Source organism: Chitinimonas violaceus, assembly GCF_052601015.1.
The window spans coordinates 47,140-62,221 of the sequence record NZ_JBQXDJ010000004.1 but is presented as its reverse complement, the minus strand read 5'-3'; the positions used below and the strand labels follow the sequence as shown (position 1 = coordinate 62,221).

12 protein-coding genes are annotated in these 15,082 nt (G+C 59.3%); all 12 read left to right on the top strand.

What is annotated here, in order from left to right; translation table 11 throughout:
- The first annotated feature begins 3 nt into the window (after positions 1 to 3).
- Positions 4 to 1,944 (top strand): XrtA/PEP-CTERM system amidotransferase, encoded by a 1,941-nt coding sequence (locus ACUHMQ_RS02470; RefSeq protein ID WP_445293861.1) that lies wholly within the window; start codon positions 4 to 6, stop codon positions 1,942 to 1,944.
- Entirely contained in the window at positions 1,941 to 3,158 is a 1,218-nt protein-coding gene (locus ACUHMQ_RS02465; protein ID WP_445293860.1) for a TIGR04063 family PEP-CTERM/XrtA system glycosyltransferase, read from the top strand. Before ACUHMQ_RS02470 ends, ACUHMQ_RS02465 begins: the two co-directional genes overlap by 4 nt.
- A gap of 9 nt (positions 3,159 to 3,167) precedes the next feature.
- A complete protein-coding gene (gene asnB, locus ACUHMQ_RS02460; protein WP_445293859.1) occupies positions 3,168 to 5,090 on the top strand; it encodes an asparagine synthase (glutamine-hydrolyzing) in 1,923 nt (640 codons plus the stop codon).
- Positions 5,087 to 6,304, top strand: coding sequence for a TIGR03087 family PEP-CTERM/XrtA system glycosyltransferase (locus ACUHMQ_RS02455; protein ID WP_445293858.1), 1,218 nt, complete (start codon positions 5,087 to 5,089; stop codon positions 6,302 to 6,304). The genes asnB and ACUHMQ_RS02455 overlap by 4 nt, the downstream gene beginning before the upstream one ends.
- Complete coding sequence (locus ACUHMQ_RS02450; protein ID WP_445293857.1) at positions 6,301 to 7,617, top strand: nucleotide sugar dehydrogenase; 1,317 nt, start codon at positions 6,301 to 6,303, stop codon at positions 7,615 to 7,617. Before ACUHMQ_RS02455 ends, ACUHMQ_RS02450 begins: the two co-directional genes overlap by 4 nt.
- Complete coding sequence (locus tag ACUHMQ_RS02445; protein WP_445293856.1) at positions 7,608 to 8,666, top strand: transglutaminase-like domain-containing protein; 1,059 nt, start codon at positions 7,608 to 7,610, stop codon at positions 8,664 to 8,666. Before ACUHMQ_RS02450 ends, ACUHMQ_RS02445 begins: the two co-directional genes overlap by 10 nt.
- Entirely contained in the window at positions 8,663 to 9,796 is a 1,134-nt protein-coding gene (locus tag ACUHMQ_RS02440) for a glycosyltransferase family 4 protein (protein ID WP_445293855.1), read from the top strand. Before ACUHMQ_RS02445 ends, ACUHMQ_RS02440 begins: the two co-directional genes overlap by 4 nt.
- Positions 9,793 to 11,172: a phenylacetate--CoA ligase family protein gene (locus ACUHMQ_RS02435; protein ID WP_445293854.1), complete on the top strand. Its 1,380-nt coding sequence runs from the start codon at positions 9,793 to 9,795 to the stop codon at positions 11,170 to 11,172. Before ACUHMQ_RS02440 ends, ACUHMQ_RS02435 begins: the two co-directional genes overlap by 4 nt.
- A gap of 1 nt (position 11,173) precedes the next feature.
- On the top strand, positions 11,174 to 12,487 hold the full coding sequence (locus tag ACUHMQ_RS02430; protein WP_445293922.1) for a putative O-glycosylation ligase, exosortase A system-associated: 1,314 nt from the start codon (positions 11,174 to 11,176) through the stop codon (positions 12,485 to 12,487).
- Entirely contained in the window at positions 12,484 to 13,446 is a 963-nt protein-coding gene (locus ACUHMQ_RS02425; protein ID WP_445293853.1) for a polysaccharide deacetylase family protein, read from the top strand. The genes ACUHMQ_RS02430 and ACUHMQ_RS02425 overlap by 4 nt, the downstream gene beginning before the upstream one ends.
- A 72-nt stretch (positions 13,447 to 13,518) precedes the next feature.
- Positions 13,519 to 14,124, top strand: coding sequence for an arsenate-mycothiol transferase ArsC (locus ACUHMQ_RS02420; protein WP_445293852.1), 606 nt, complete (start codon positions 13,519 to 13,521; stop codon positions 14,122 to 14,124).
- Positions 14,121 to 15,077 carry a polysaccharide deacetylase family protein gene (locus ACUHMQ_RS02415; protein ID WP_445293851.1) on the top strand — a complete coding sequence of 319 codons (957 nt, stop codon included), beginning with the start codon at positions 14,121 to 14,123 and terminating at the stop codon, positions 15,075 to 15,077. Before ACUHMQ_RS02420 ends, ACUHMQ_RS02415 begins: the two co-directional genes overlap by 4 nt.
- The last annotated feature ends 5 nt before the right edge of the window (positions 15,078 to 15,082 follow it).

The window sequence follows — 15,082 nt, the reverse complement described above, 5'->3', positions numbered from 1 at the left end:
ACCATGTGTGGCATTACTGGTATTTTTGATACCCGCAGCCAGCGCGAGATTGACTGCGCGGTACTGCATCGGATGAACGAATCGCAGCATCATCGCGGGCCGGACGAAGGTGGGGTGCATGTTGAGCCGGGTGTGGGCCTGGGGCACCGGCGCTTGTCCATCATTGACCTCTCCACCGGCCAGCAGCCTTTGTACAACGCCGATGGCAGCATCTGTGTGGTCTTCAATGGCGAAATCTATAACTATCAGTCGCTGATCACCGAGCTGCAGGCATTGGGTTTTCTGTTCCGCACCCGTAGCGATACCGAGGTGATCGTGCATGCTTGGGCCGCCTGGGGGGCGGATTGCGTCAAACGTTTTCGCGGCATGTTTGCCTTTGCGCTGTGGGATAGAAAGCAGGAAACGTTGTTCCTCGCGCGCGACCGGTTGGCAGTGAAGCCGCTTCACTACGCGGTTCTGCCTGACGGCACCTTTATCTTTGGTTCGGAACTCAAGTCCCTGCTGGCGCATGGTGGACTCACGCGTGATATCGACCCCTTGGCGGTTGAGGAGTACTTCGCCCTGGGCTATGTGGCCGAGCCTCGGACTATCTTCAAGCAAGCGCGCAAGCTGTCGCCTGCACACACACTGACGCTGCGCCGTGGTCAGCCTGTCTTTGAAGAGCAGCCCTATTGGGATGTGCTTTTCAGTACCGATAAGTCCCTGCCAGTGGAAGAAGCCTGTGCGCAGATGACCGACAAGCTGCGTGAATCCATCCGGCTACGCATGATTGCCGAGGTGCCGCTGGGCGCCTTCCTGTCAGGGGGAGTGGATTCAAGCGCAGTGGTGGCCATGATGGCGGGCTTGTCGCAGGAACCCGTCAATACCTGTTCGATTGCGTTTGACGACCCGGCTTTCAATGAATCGGCATTTGCCGAGATGGTCGCCAAGCGTTACCAGACCAACCACCGTATGGAGACCGTCAAAAGCGATGACTTCGATCTGATCGACACCTTGGCGCGGCTGTACGATGAACCTTATGCCGACAGCTCAGCCATCCCAACCTACCGGGTATGCGAGCTGGCGCGTAAACATGTGACAGTGGCGTTGTCGGGCGATGGTGGGGATGAAAGTTTTGGTGGATACCGGCGCTATCGCCTGCATTTGATGGAGGAGCGGCTGCGCGCTGCCCTGCCGCATGGAGTACGGCGGCCATTGTTCGGTTTGCTGGGCCGCGTGTACCCCAAAGCGGATTGGGCCCCGCGTATCTTCCGCGCCAAGACCACGTTTGAAGGCATGGCGCGCAGCTCGGTCGAGGCGTATTTCCATTCGGTTTCCATCCTGCGTGGTCCGATGCGTGAGCAGCTGTTCAGCTCACGTTTCAAACAGGAGATCGCCGGCTACAACGCTCGTGAGGTGTTTGACCGACACGCTGCCAAAGCGGGAACGGACGACCCGTTGGCATTGATTCAATATCTCGATCTGAAGACCTATCTCGTTGGCGACATCAACACCAAAGTCGATCGCGCCAGCATGGCTCACTCGTTGGAAGTACGCGAACCCTTGATGGACCACGAACTGGTGGAATGGTTGGCCAGTCTGCCATCTTCGCTGAAGATCCGTGGGCAGGAAGGCAAGTTCCTGCTCAAAAAAGGGATGGAGCCTTACCTGCCCGATGATGTGCTGTACCGGCCCAAGATGGGGTTTGCCGTGCCTTTGGCGCGGTGGTTCCGTGGACCACTGAAGCAGCGTGTACGTGATGCGGTACTGGGGCCACGTCTGGCGGCTACTGGTTGGTTCAACCAGGAATACCTACGCCATCTGGTTGATACCCATCAGGCGGGGACACGTGACTACAGTGCGCCGTTGTGGACCCTGCTGATGTTCGAGGCTTTCCTGCGCAATGTGCTTGATGCCGGTACGGTGACGCCGCAACAGCAAGCCGAGGCGGTGGCCTTGTCATGAGCCTGCGTGTGCTTCATGTGCTCGATCATTCGGCGCCATTGCATAGCGGCTATACCTTCCGCACCTTGTCCATTCTGCGCGAACAGCGTGAGCTGGGCTGGGAGACGGTGCATCTGACCACACCCAAGCAAGGGCCAGGCTCAGCGGCGAGTGAGGAGGTGGATGGCCTTATGTTCTATCGCACTCCCAGTGCAGAGGGGACAGGTCTTCTGACGCAGATGCGGCTCACAGCGAAGCGCCTGGCCGAGGTAGTGCGGTCGACCAAACCCGATCTGATCCATGCCCACTCACCAGTGCTTAACGCGCTGCCCAGCCTGTGGGTGGGCCGCAAGCTGAAGTTGCCGGTGGTGTATGAGATGCGTGCTTCCTGGGAGGACGCGGCGGTGGACCATGGTACGACGCAGGAGGGCAGCATTCGTTACCAGGTGTCGCGCGCGCTGGAGAGCTTCGCGCTGCGCCGCGCTGATGAGATCACCACCATTTGCGAGGGGCTGCGTGGCGACATCGCGATCCGCGGCATACCGAAATCGCGCATTACGGTCATTCCCAACGCGGTGGATGTGACTGCTTTCAGCTTTGGTGTGGAGCCCGACCCGGCCCTGCGCAGCAAGCTGGGACTGGATGGCGCGACAGTGCTGGGATTTGCCGGCTCCTTCTATGGCTATGAGGGTTTGAGCCTCTTGCTGGGTGCGGCGCAACGCATGCTGCCACGCCACCCCAATCTGCGTGTGTTGCTGGTTGGTGGCGGCCCGCAGGAGGCGGCGCTGCGCAGTCAGGTGGAAGCGGCCGGTATGCAGCAACAGGTGATTTTCACCGGGCGCGTACCGCATGCCGAGGTACAGCGTTATTACGAATTGATCGATGTATTGGCCTACCCAAGGCTGCCAATCCGCCTGACCGAGCTGGTCACGCCGCTCAAGCCTTTGGAGGCTATGGCGCAGGGACGGATGTTCGTGGCGTCTGATGTGGGTGGGCACCGTGAATTGATTCGCCATGGCGAAACCGGGTTCCTGTTCAAGGCGGGCGATGTGGGCTCGTTGGAAGAGGCTTTGGAGTCGGTTTTGGCGCAGAAGGAACGTTGGCCCCAGGTCAAGGCGCAGGCCCGGCAGTTTGTCGAGCAGGAGCGTACTTGGCGCAGTTCGGTGGCGCGTTATCAGGAAGTCTATGGCCGGGCCCTTGCGGGCCACGGTGTGGTGCAACCCTTTAGCCCTTGAGTGACCGCCATGTGTGGCATACACGGACTTTACCGACTTGATGGCCAGCGCGTCTCATCCGAGGCGCTGTCGGCTATGGGCAATATCACCCGGCACCGCGGCCCGGACGATGAAGGCATGCATATCGATGGCGCCTGCGGCATCGCGATGCGACGCTTGTCGATCATCGACCTTGCTGGCGGCCATCAACCACTATCGAACCAGGATGACACGCTTTGGCTGGTCTGCAATGGCGAGATCTACAACTACCGCGAACTGCGTACCGAGCTGCTGGCCAAGGGGTATACCTTCAAGACCGGATCAGATTGCGAGGTGATGTTGCACCTGTATGCCGAGGAGGGCGACGCCTTCGTACAGCGGCTCAACGGCATGTTCGACTTTGCCTTGTGGGATGCGCGCCGCCGCCGTTTGCTCATCGGCCGTGACCGGATCGGGGTAAAGCCGCTCTATGTGCTGCAGGACAGTCAGCGCCTGGCTTTTGCGACTGAGGCCAAAGCCCTGCTGGCGCTGCCTGGCGTGACGGCGGAGCTCGATCGCAGTGTGCTCGCGTCCTACTTACAACTTGGTTATGTGGCTGCGCCGAACTGTATCTTCAAAGGCATACGCAAACTGCCGCCTGCCACGTTGTTGGCGATAGAGAACAACCAGGTACGTGAATGGCGCTACTGGCAGCTGCCCGACCGGGTCGATGCCATGATGAGCGAAACGGAATGGGTAAGCAGCGTGCGGGCGCAGTTGGAAAAATCTGTCAGCATGCAGATGGTCAGCGATGTGCCGATCGGTGCGTTCCTGTCCGGCGGTGTGGATTCGAGCGCGGTCGTGGGCATGATGGCTAAGCATTCCGACCAGCCTATCCGTACCTATGCCATTGGCTTTGAAGGCGGCGAAGCCGAAACGCTTTACAACGAACTGCCTTATGCGCGCCAGGTGGCAAAGCTGTTTGGTACCCAGCATCGTGAGATCTTGGTCAAACCTGATGTTGTCGGTCTGTTGCCCAAACTTATCTGGCATATGGACGAGCCCATGGCGGATACCGCCTTCATCACGACCTTCCTGGTGTCGGAGTTCGCCCGCCAGGATGTGAAGGTGATTCTGTCCGGTGCCGGGGGCGATGAGATTGCTGCCGGTTACCGGCGGTACCTGGGCGGTCACTATGCCGAGCGCTTTCAAGCGTTGCCAGCATGGCTGCGCCGTTCTGCAAGCTACGCGGCCAAGCACCTGCCGGCAGACCGGCATTCAGGCTTACTCAATACCTTGCGGCTCGCCAAGAGCTTTCTCGCATCGACCGAACTTGGGCCGGATGAGCGCTATCGCAGTTACTTGCAGGTGCTGGGGCGCGAGGCGGTGGCCACCATGCTGCTGCATGACCAGGGTGGGCCCGACCCCTTGCAGGCGGCGTTCGGACGGGTGGGCAACAGCGACGATTTGCATCGCATGTGTGCGGTGGACCTGGAAACCCAGCTACCCGATGACATCCTGATGTTGACCGACAAGATGAGCATGGCGGTGTCGCTTGAATGCCGCGTGCCCCTGCTGGACCATGAGCTGGTAGAGCTGATGGCGGCGATTCCGGCGCATATCAAGGTGCGCGATGGCCGGCTCAAACACATCCTGAAGCAGGCGCTGGCTGATCTGCTCCCCAGCGAGATTCTGGACCGGAAGAAACGTGGTTTCGGTACGCCGATGGGCGCGTGGCTCAAGCGGGAGCTTGCGCCGCTGCTGCAGCGTCTGTTGTCGCCGGAGGTGATTCGCACCCGTGGTTTGTTCCGCAGCGATGCCATTCAGCAGTTGATGGCGGACCACGCCGCTAACCGCGTGGACGGTACGGAGGCGTTGATCGCTTTGCTCAACCTTGAGGTCTGGAGCCGCATCTACCTCGACCGGCGCGACCCGGCCGATGTTGCCGATGAATTGAAGAGCTACCTTGCATGAATATCCTGTACCTGTGCCATCGCTTTCCTTTTCCACCCAAACGCGGCGGCAAGATCCGGCCGTTCAATATGATCCGTCACCTGAGCAGCCAGGGGCATAAGGTCACGGTGTGCTCGCTGGCGCGCAGTCCTGAGGAAGCCGCAGAAGGGCAGGGCATTGCCCCACATTGTGATCGTTTCGAGGTCGGCAATGTATGGAATCCTGTACAGGCGCTACGCATGGTGGCGCGACTGCCGATCACCACGCCATCCTCGATGGGGTTTTTTTACTCGGCGGAGCTGGAAGGCAAGGTGCGCCGGTTGCTGGCTGAACAGAAGTGGGACCTGATCTTCGTACATTGTTCGTCGGTCGCGCAGTATGTCGAGCACGTGGAGGACATCCCGAAGATTCTCGACTTTGGCGACATGGATTCGCAGAAGTGGTTCGAATACGCCAACTACAAGCCTTTCCCGATTTCGCTGGGTTACCGCCTGGAAGGCAGCAAGATGCTGGCGGCGGAAAAGCGATTGGCCAGGCGCTTTGACCTGTGTACTGCCACAACGCGGGCGGAATGGGAGACTTTGAACGAATACGGTACGGGCGCCGCGACAGACTGGTTTCCAAACGGGGTTGATGCCGGCTTTTTCTGCCCAATCGATGAGCCCTACGAGGCTGACACCATCAGCTTTATCGGGCGTATGGACTACTACCCGAATCAGGAATGCATGAGCCGCTTCTGCGAGCAGGTGTGGCCCTTGCTCAAGGCCAAAAAGCCTGAGATGAAGCTCCTGATCGTGGGGGCGGACCCGTCGCCGGCAATGCGCAAACTCGGTGAATTGCCCGGTGTGACGGTAACAGGGTCGGTACCCGATGTGCGGCCGCATATCCGCAAATCCGCCCTGATGGTCGCACCGCTCAATATCGCCCGCGGTACGCAGAACAAGATTCTGGAGGCCATGGCCATGGGCGTGCCGGTGGTGACCAGCAGCATCGCAGCAGGGGGGGTGGATGCGGATGCCGAAACGCATTTTCTGGTGGCCGATACGCCCGACCAGCTCGCGCAGGCCATTCTGCGTGTCGTCGACAGCCCGGAGGAACGCCAGCGCCTGGCTACAGCCGGGCGGGAACGTATGCTGAGCCACCATGCCTGGCCGCATTCGATGGCGCGCCTGGATGGGATCATCGCGCGTGGCGTAAAGAATTTCAGCGATAAACGTGGGGAGAGGAAACAATGAAAATAAGTATCTTTGGCCTGGGTTATGTGGGTGCGGTGTCCTTGGCGTGCCTGTCGCGCGATGGGCACTCGGTCATCGGCGTTGATATTGAGAAAACCAAGCTGGACCTGATCCGCGAGGGCAAGACGCCTGTTGTCGAAGAAGGTATGGTCGAGCTGATGGAACAGGTGGCCAAAAGCGGCCGGGTGTCGGTAACGACCGATGCGCAACAAGCCGTTATGGGTAGCGATATTTCACTTGTGTGTGTTGGTACGCCGTCGGCGACCAATGGCAGCCAGGACCAGGGCGCGGTGCTGCGCCTTGCTGAGCAGATCGGCGTTGCGATCGGCAACAAGGCCGAGCCGCATGTTGTGGTGTTCCGCTCCACCCTGGTGCCCGGTACGGTGGAGGACGTATTGCGCCCTATCATTGAGCGTACTTCGGGCAAGAAGGATGGCGAAGGCTTCTACCTGTGCTTTCAGCCGGAATTCCTACGCGAGGGCACGTCGATCCGCGACTACGACAAACCGCCCTTTACCATCGTCGGCGCGAACCACGCCTACCCGGTCGAGCGTCTACGCGCCTTGTTTGGCCACTTGCCGTGCAATTTCCTGGAGACGTCGGTACGCTCAGCCGAGATGATGAAGTACTGCTGCAACAACTTCCATGCGCTGAAGATCACCTTCGCCAATGAAACCGCCAGGCTGTGCGAGGCATTGGGGGTTGATCCGTTTGAGGTGATGGATCTGGTCTGCCAGGATACCCAGCTCAATATCTCGCGCGCCTATCTCAAGCCCGGTTTTGCGTTTGGCGGTTCCTGCCTGCCCAAGGATTTACGCGCCACGACATATCTGGCGAAAAAGCACGATGTGGAAATTCCGATGCTGGCCGGCATCATGCCGTCGAACCGCGCCCATCTCGACGTAGCGTTGCAAAAGATTCTGGACAGCGGCAAGCGCAAGATTGGCTTTGTCGGCCTTTCATTCAAGACCGGTACTGACGACTTGCGCGAAAGCCCTTTGGTGGCGCTGGCCGAGCAGCTGATCGGCAAAGGCATGCAGCTGTCGATTTATGATCCGGAGGTGCATCTGTCACGTCTCTTGGGGGCCAACCGGCGCTACATCGAAACCACCTTGCCGCACATTGGCCAGTTGTTGCGGCCCGAGCTGGCGGATGTGATTGTAGAGTCGGAGGTGCTCGTCGTGGGCTTGTCGGGCCAGGCTGTTGCCGAAACCTTGGCCAGCATATGCAAGCCCGGACAATTGCTGCTTGATCTGGTCCGCCTGCCCAATGTAGGAGCCATCCATGCCGAGGTGGAGGGCTTGTGTTGGTAACCACGGCAGAACAACTAATGATGCCGGAGGCGGTGCAACCGGGGCGTAATTGGCGAAGAGGCGCTTGGGTTTGCGTCGGTATCCTGCTGTTGGGGGCGTTATCGTTATTGCCGTATGTGCTTGGCGGTGGGGTGGAACTGGTGCGATTGCGCAATGCCTGGGTGTTGGAAGACACGCGTAGCGTCGATTTTGATTGGACCCCGGATTCACTGCCGGCCGATTACAAAGTCGAGCCCGGCCCGCCGATGCCTTTCTTTACGAAGAAGGTAAAAGAGTTGGGGCTGGCGGGTATGGCGGACGATTGGCAACGCGCCACCGCCATCAGTGACGATTTGCTGAGTAGCGCGCCGGCGTTGCGTGGTGGTGCGGTTCAGGACGACTTGCTGTCGACCTATCGTGACATTACTGAGCGTGGTGATGGTTATTGCGGTGATTTTGTGCGTACCTTCTCGGCCTTGGCGTTGGCTGCGGACATACCGGTGCGGCAATGGGCGTTTTCCTTCGATGGGTTTGGCGGATACGGCCATATCTGGCCGGAGATATGGAACCGGCAGCAACGCAAGTGGCAGCTGCTCGATATCTTCAATAATGCTTACTTTACCGGCCCCGATGGCCAGATTCTGTCGGCCCTGGCATTTCGCCAAGCCATGTTGACCAAGCCGGACAGTATCCAGATGCACCGCGTCGTGCCTACAGTCCGGCCAGGCTATATCGATGAAGCCAAGGCGTGGGACTACTACCGACGTGGCCTGAACGAGTGGTACCTGTGGTGGGGTAACAATGTATTTGAATATGACCAGGCTTGGCTGGTGCAGGCGCTGGGTGATATGCATCGGTCCCTGGAGCAGGTTGGCGGCATCGTGCAAGGGGTGCAACCCCATGTCCAGGTACTGGCCGAACCGGCAAACATGACTCAACTGCAAGCGATGTGGGCATTGCATGTCCGCTTGCGTGTGCTGGTAGTGGTCAGCATGCTGGCGCTATTTGGTCTGATTGTCTGCCTGATAGCTGCCTGGCGTGCCAAGCACTTGGGTGGGGCAAAGCCATGAAGCGATGGGAGGCGGGCGTGGCGACTCAATATAGCCAAGGTGTTTTCTTGCCGCGCGTTGGCATTGTCGGGCCGTTGCCGCCACCCTCGGGCGGCATGGCTAACCAATGCGAGCAATTGGTGCGGCTGTTGCGCGCCGAGGGATTGCCGATTGAGCATGTGCGCACCAATTCGCCTTACCACCCAGCCTGGGTGGCCCTGGTGCCGGTGATTCGCGCCGGTTTTCGTTTGTTGCCCTACCTGTGGCAACTTTGGCGCACCGCAGGGCGGGTAGAGGTGCTGCATATCCTTGCCAACTCGGGTTGGGCATGGCACCTGTTTACCGCGCCGGCGGTGTGGCTGGGGCAATTGCGTGGCTGCGCGGTGGTCATCAACTATCGTGGAGGCAATGCCGAGCCTTTCTTCGCGTCCGCCCCTGCCTATGTGTTGAAAATGCTGGGCAAGGTGGCGCTGCGGGTGACGCCCTCCAACTTTTTGTTGCGGGTGTTCGCCAACCATGGCTTGGTCGCAGAGGTGATTCCCAACATCATCGATTTATCGCGTTTTTCAGTTGGGCCGCTGCGCCACTTCGATAATGCGCCGCATATCGTCGTTACCCGGAATCTGGAACCCATCTACGACATCCCCACCGCCATCCTGGCCTTTGCCCAGATACGAATCCATTTCCCAGCCGCCCGGATGACGGTGGCCGGCAGCGGCCCGGAATTGGCCAATCTTCAGGCGCTGGTTGCTGAGCAAGGATTGACCGAGGCCGTGTATTTTTCCGGGCGGATCGAGAACGCCGATATCCCCAAGCTCTATGCCGAAGCCGATTGCATGCTCAACCCCAGCACCGTCGACAATATGCCGATCTCCATCCTCGAATCGTTCGCCAGTGGCGTACCGGTGGTGAGCACGTGTGCGGGCGGCATACCCGATATGCTCAGTGACGGGGTGTCGGGCCTGCTGGTGCCGATAGGCGACCCGGCAGCCATGGCAACCGCTGCACAAAAAGTACTGCAGGATCGCAAGCTTGCAGAACGCTTGCGTCAGGCGGGGCGTGAGGAAGCCGAGCGCTATGCCTGGCCCAGGGTGCGCGAACAGTGGCTGGATGCTTACCGCCGTGCTGCGGCAACAAGGAGTATGTCGTGAGTGTGTATACCGCGCTTTGTTCCGGTGTGTTTTTTCCACTGCACGAGCGGCTGAAAGGGCACGACTCGGTTGCCCTGCGTCGTCGTCTGGAAGCCACTCAGTGGTGGTCGGTGGAGCAGTTGGATGCCTATCGAAGCGAGCGCTTGAAGCAGTTTCTTACCGAAATCGGCCAGCGCGTACCGTATTACCGCGACCTTTTCCGCCAACACCGTTTTGACCCGACTATGGTGCGCAGCACTGCCGACCTGCGCCAGTTGCCGCTTCTGGGCAAACCCGAGATACGCGCGAATGCCGAGCAGCTGAAGGCCGAGGGTCATGGTCCACTGACGCGTTACAACACCGGCGGGTCGTCGGGTGAGCCTTTAATCTTCTACATGGGCAAGGGCCGCAAGAGCCACGATGTTGCTGCCAAGTGGCGCGCTACACGTTGGTGGGGGGTGGATATCGGCGATCGGGAGCTGGTGGTATGGGGCAGCCCGATTGAGCTGGGGGCACAGGACAGGGTACGGCGCATGCGCGATGGTTTGATGCGCAGCCGTCTATTGCCCGCCTTCGAGATGTCGGCAGCGAACCTGGACCGGTTTATCGAGACGATCCGCACCCAGAAGCCGGCGATGCTGTTCGGTTATCCATCGAGCCTGTCGTTGATTGCGCGGCGTGCGCGCGAGCAAGGCATTGCTCTCAATAAGCTTGGTATCAAGGTCGTGTTCGTCACCTCTGAGAAACTGTACGACGAACAGTGTGAATTGATCAGTTCGGTGTTCGGTTGTCCTGTAGCAAATGGTTATGGCGCGCGGGATGCGGGGTTTATCGCCCACCAGTGCCCCGCGGGCAGCCTGCATATCAGTGCGGAGGACATCATCGTCGAAACACTGTTGCCCGATGGCAGACCAGCCCCGGTGGGAGAAGCTGGTGAGATTGTCGTGACGCATATGGGCACGGTGGACTTTCCCTTTGTGCGTTATCGCACCGGCGACATGGGGGTGCTGGGGAGGGAGCTGTGTGCCTGCGGCAGGAGTTTGCCGGTATTGCAGGAAGTGCAGGGCCGCACCACCGACTTCGTGGTGGCGCAGGATGGCACGGTGATGCATGGTTTGGCGCTGATCTATACCGTGCGTGACCTGCCTGGTGTGGAACGCTTCCGTATCGAGCAGCGCTCACTTGCACAGACCGTGGTGAAAGTGGTGGCGGGCGCGGGGTTTGACGACGCCGCCGAAGCACGCATCGTGCGTGATTTCAAGGCGCGCCTGGGGGCTGGGGTCGATATCCAGGTCGAAAAGGTGACCGAAATCGCAGCGGAAAAATCGGGCAAGTTCCGTTATGTGGTCAGCGCGGTGCCTGCATTCGCAACGGATAAGGAGTCCAGCAGTGCGTGATATGGCATTGGTCGCGGTGCTGCTGGTCGCGACGTTCTACGCGTTGCGCCGGCCCTGGGTGGGGGTGCTGATCTGGACCTGGGTCAGCATTATGAATCCGCACAAGCTGGCATTCGGTTTCGCCAACAACGCGCCGTTCGCAGCGATTGCGGCAGCGGTGACTTTTCTGGCCATGGTATTCACCAAGGACAAGATCAAGGTGCCGTGGAGTCCACCCGTCGTGGTGTTGCTGCTGTTTGTACTGTGGATGTGTTTGACGACAGTGTTCGCCATGCATGGCGAGGCTTCGTGGATTCAGCTGAACAAGGTGTTGAAGATCCAGCTGATGACGCTGGTTGCCTTGGCGGTGTTGTATGAGCGCAAGCACATCGAACTGTTTGTCTGGGTCAATATCCTCTCGATCGGGTTCTACGGTTTCAAGGGCGGTATCTTCACGATCACCAGTGGTGGTGGTGCACGGGTGTGGGGGCCGCCGGGCGGGTTTATCGAAGGGAACAATGAACTTGCCGTGGCGCTGATCATGACGATCCCGCTGATGTACTACCTGCGCGTGGTAGCCACACGGGTCTGGGTGCGCCAGGGCTTGCTTGTGCTCATGCTACTTACGGTGGTGGCTGCGTTGGGCACCCAGTCGCGCGGGGCGTTACTGGCGATCTGCGCGATGGGTGTGGTGCTGTGGCTGCGTTCGCAAAGCAAGGTGTTAACCGGGGTGATGGTGGCGGTGGTCGCATCCGGCCTGCTTGCCTTCATGCCGGATAGCTGGAGCAACCGGATGGGGACGATCCAGACCTATGAAACCGATGGTTCTGCCATGGGGCGCATCAATGCATGGCATATGACCTACAACCTTGCCAATGATCGATTTCTCGGCGGTGGTTTCGCCATCTACCAGCCGGATCTGTACGCCATCTATGCACCCAACCCGAATCTGATATTGGGTGCGCACAGCATTTATTTCTCGGTACTGGGTGAGCATGGCTGGGTCGGTCTGGGGCTGTTCTTGCTGGTCTGGATACTGGCGCTGCGTACTGCTGCCCGTGTGCGCAAGGAAGCCAAGCAGCGACCGGAAACGATGTGGCTGTTCCATCTGGCGGGGATGTGCCAGGTATCCATCATCGGTTATGCCGTGGGCGGAGCTTTCCTGGCGCTATCGTATTTCGACCTGCCTTACAACATTCTGGTCGTGCTGCTGGTGTCGGAGCGCTGGCTGAAGGAAAAGCGCTGGGAAACCGAAACGCATGGCGCGTTCGGTTCCGCTGCACCTGCACAGCGCATTCAAAAACCGCAGGGCAAGGCTGGGTGGGCGGGCACATGATTTTGCGCAGCATTGCGGGACTTTTATCGCCGGCAGGGCCGAGAGCCCGTTTGTCGATCCTGACGTTTCACCGGGTGCTGGGCCAGCCTGACCCCTTATTGCCGGACGAGCCGGATATACACCGCTTTGACGAGGAGCTACGTTGGCTGGGCCGCTGGTTCCAGGTTCTGCCCTTGGATGAAGCCGCCAACCGGTTGCAAGCCGGCACCTTGCCGGCTCGCGCCGCGGCGATCACGTTTGATGACGGTTACGCCAACAATGCGCTCCATGCGCTACCGGTTTTGCAGCGGCACGGTATGAGTGCGACCTTCTTCATCGCCACCTCATTCTTGGATGGCGGCCGGATGTGGAACGACGAGATTATCGAGACCGTACGGACCTGCCGGTATGAATTGCTGGATTTAGGGGATATGGGCCTGGGGCAGCATGCTCTGGCGACGGTGGCAGATCGCCGCGTCGCCATCAATGCCTTGATTGGCAAGATCAAATACCTGGAGCCTGTTACGCGCGCCAAGACGGTGGAAACGGTGCGCGAGCGCGCGTCAGTGCAACTGCCTACCGACTTGATGATGCGTTCCGAGCAGGTGGTGCAACTGCATCAGGCAGGTATGCAGATTGGTGCGCATACCTGTACCCACCCCATTCTGAGCAATATTCCGGATATTGAGGCAGACCAGGAGATCGTGCGCAGCAGGCAGCAGCTGGAAGGATTGATTGATGCACCAGTAACGCTTTTTGCCTACCCCAATGGGCGACCCGGCCGTGACTACCACGCCAAGCATGTGGCAATGCTGCGCCATGCAGGCTTCAAGGTGGCGGTTTCCACTGCGGTGGGGGCAGCGACGCAAGCGTGTGATCTGCTCCAGTTGCCACGTTTTAAACCGTGGGACCGTACCGCCCTGCGTTATGGGGTGCGCATGCTCAACAACCTGCGCGCACCGGTCGCGCAACTGGCTTGAGAATGCGGCATACACTCACCAAGCCGTGCTGCGTGACTGCGGCGTTGTTGATCTTCATCGTCTAACTTGTCCATGTTCAAACGACTTAAAGCTACCCGCCAGATGCTGACAGAGCTGACACAAACCAACTACGGTACCTTCCGCGGATGGGTGCGCCATCTGTTGGCGCAGATCGAACTTGTCACCGGGCGGGTGGACCATTGGGTAGGGTTGAACCCAGCCAAAGTGCAGCGCTTGGTATTCGTGTGCCTGGGCAATATCAATCGTAGTGCGTTTGCAGAAGGTGTGGCCCGCTCGCGTGGCGGCAGGGTCTGCTCGCTGGGGCTGGCCACCACGACCGGCGCACCGGCGTTCAAGTTGGCATTGCAGACGGCCCCCCGGTTCGGCATCGACCTGGGTAAACACGCGGCTACCCATATCGGCGACTACGAATACCAGGAAGGGGACCTCCTGCTGGTAATGGAAATACGCCATGCCAAGCAACTCGTGGCTTATGGCATCCCCATCGGTGCGATTGCCTTGCTGGGTGCTTGGGCTACACCCAAGCGCATCCACCTGCACGACCCGCATACTTTGTCGGAACGTTATTTCTATACCTGCTTTACGCTGATCCACGTGGCGGTTATCAACCTGTTGGAGGAGCTGCGCCTGGCTGGCAGCCCTTGTGTGCAGTCATGAAAATATTGCTGACATTCGATGTTGAGGTCTGGTGCAATGGTTGGTACGACCTGGACAAGGCCTTTCCCAAAAGCTTCGAGCGCTATGTGTATGGCCACTCGTCCAAGGGGGACTATGCTCTGCCGAAGACGCTGGAGATCCTGAACCAGCATGGCCTACATGGTGTGTTCTTCGTCGAGCCGTTGTTTGCCGCGCGCTTTGGTCAGCAGTATCTCGATACGATCGTGCAGCTGATTCTCGCAGCCGGACAGGAAGTGCAGTTGCATCTGCACCCGGAGTGGACCGATGAAATCACGCCTGCGCTAATACCCAACAACGAGGACAAGCGCCAGCACCTCAGTTATTACGATCTGGATGAGCAGACAGCCCTGATAGCGCATGGCAAAAAGATGCTGGAGGAAGCGGGCGCTGGGCCGATCACGACCTTCCGCGCGGGCAGTTTTGCTGCGAACCGCGATACCTTCATTGCCTTGCAACGTAACGGCATATATATCGACAGCAGCTTGAATCGTTTTTACGCCGTCAGTGGTTCAGACCTGCGCCCAGAGTACGACCTGCTGACGCCGATGCTGATCGAAGGGGTGTACAGCTATCCGGTCACTGTGTTTCGCGATGGTTTTGGCCGCGAAAAGCCGGCGCAGGTTGCCGGCTGCAGTTTTGCCGAGCTGCGCGGTGCCATGCTCAATGGTTGGCGGGTAGGGCAGGAAATGTTCGTGATTGTTTCCCACAACTTCGAATTGTTGAAACCTGACAGTGCACAGCCTGACATGATCGTGGTGAATCGCTTCGAGCAGCTGTGCACCTTTTTGGCGGCGCAGCAGTATCGATTGCCGACAGTAGGGTATAGCGACTGCGATCCTGTTGTGGTCAAGCCGCCCAGGTTGGCAATGCCACGTGCCAGCAAGCTGGCAACGACACGGCGCTATGCCGAACAGCTGTTGCGTCGACTGTGAGTTGA

Bases quoted from the DNA above. Each gene is read 5' to 3' on its own strand.
- ACUHMQ_RS02425 (WP_445293853.1), top strand. From the start codon at position 12,484: ATGATTTTGCGCAGCATTGCGGGACTTTTATCGCCGGCAGGGCCGAGA.
- ACUHMQ_RS02470 (WP_445293861.1), top strand. From the start codon at position 4: ATGTGTGGCATTACTGGTATTTTTGATACCCGCAGCCAGCGCGAGATT.
- ACUHMQ_RS02430 (WP_445293922.1), top strand. From the start codon at position 11,174: ATGGCATTGGTCGCGGTGCTGCTGGTCGCGACGTTCTACGCGTTGCGC.
- ACUHMQ_RS02465 (WP_445293860.1), top strand. From the start codon at position 1,941: ATGAGCCTGCGTGTGCTTCATGTGCTCGATCATTCGGCGCCATTGCAT.
- ACUHMQ_RS02420 (WP_445293852.1), top strand. From the start codon at position 13,519: ATGTTCAAACGACTTAAAGCTACCCGCCAGATGCTGACAGAGCTGACA.
- ACUHMQ_RS02415 (WP_445293851.1), top strand. From the start codon at position 14,121: ATGAAAATATTGCTGACATTCGATGTTGAGGTCTGGTGCAATGGTTGG.
- asnB (WP_445293859.1), top strand. From the start codon at position 3,168: ATGTGTGGCATACACGGACTTTACCGACTTGATGGCCAGCGCGTCTCA.
- ACUHMQ_RS02455 (WP_445293858.1), top strand. From the start codon at position 5,087: ATGAATATCCTGTACCTGTGCCATCGCTTTCCTTTTCCACCCAAACGC.
- ACUHMQ_RS02440 (WP_445293855.1), top strand. From the start codon at position 8,663: ATGAAGCGATGGGAGGCGGGCGTGGCGACTCAATATAGCCAAGGTGTT.
- ACUHMQ_RS02450 (WP_445293857.1), top strand. From the start codon at position 6,301: ATGAAAATAAGTATCTTTGGCCTGGGTTATGTGGGTGCGGTGTCCTTG.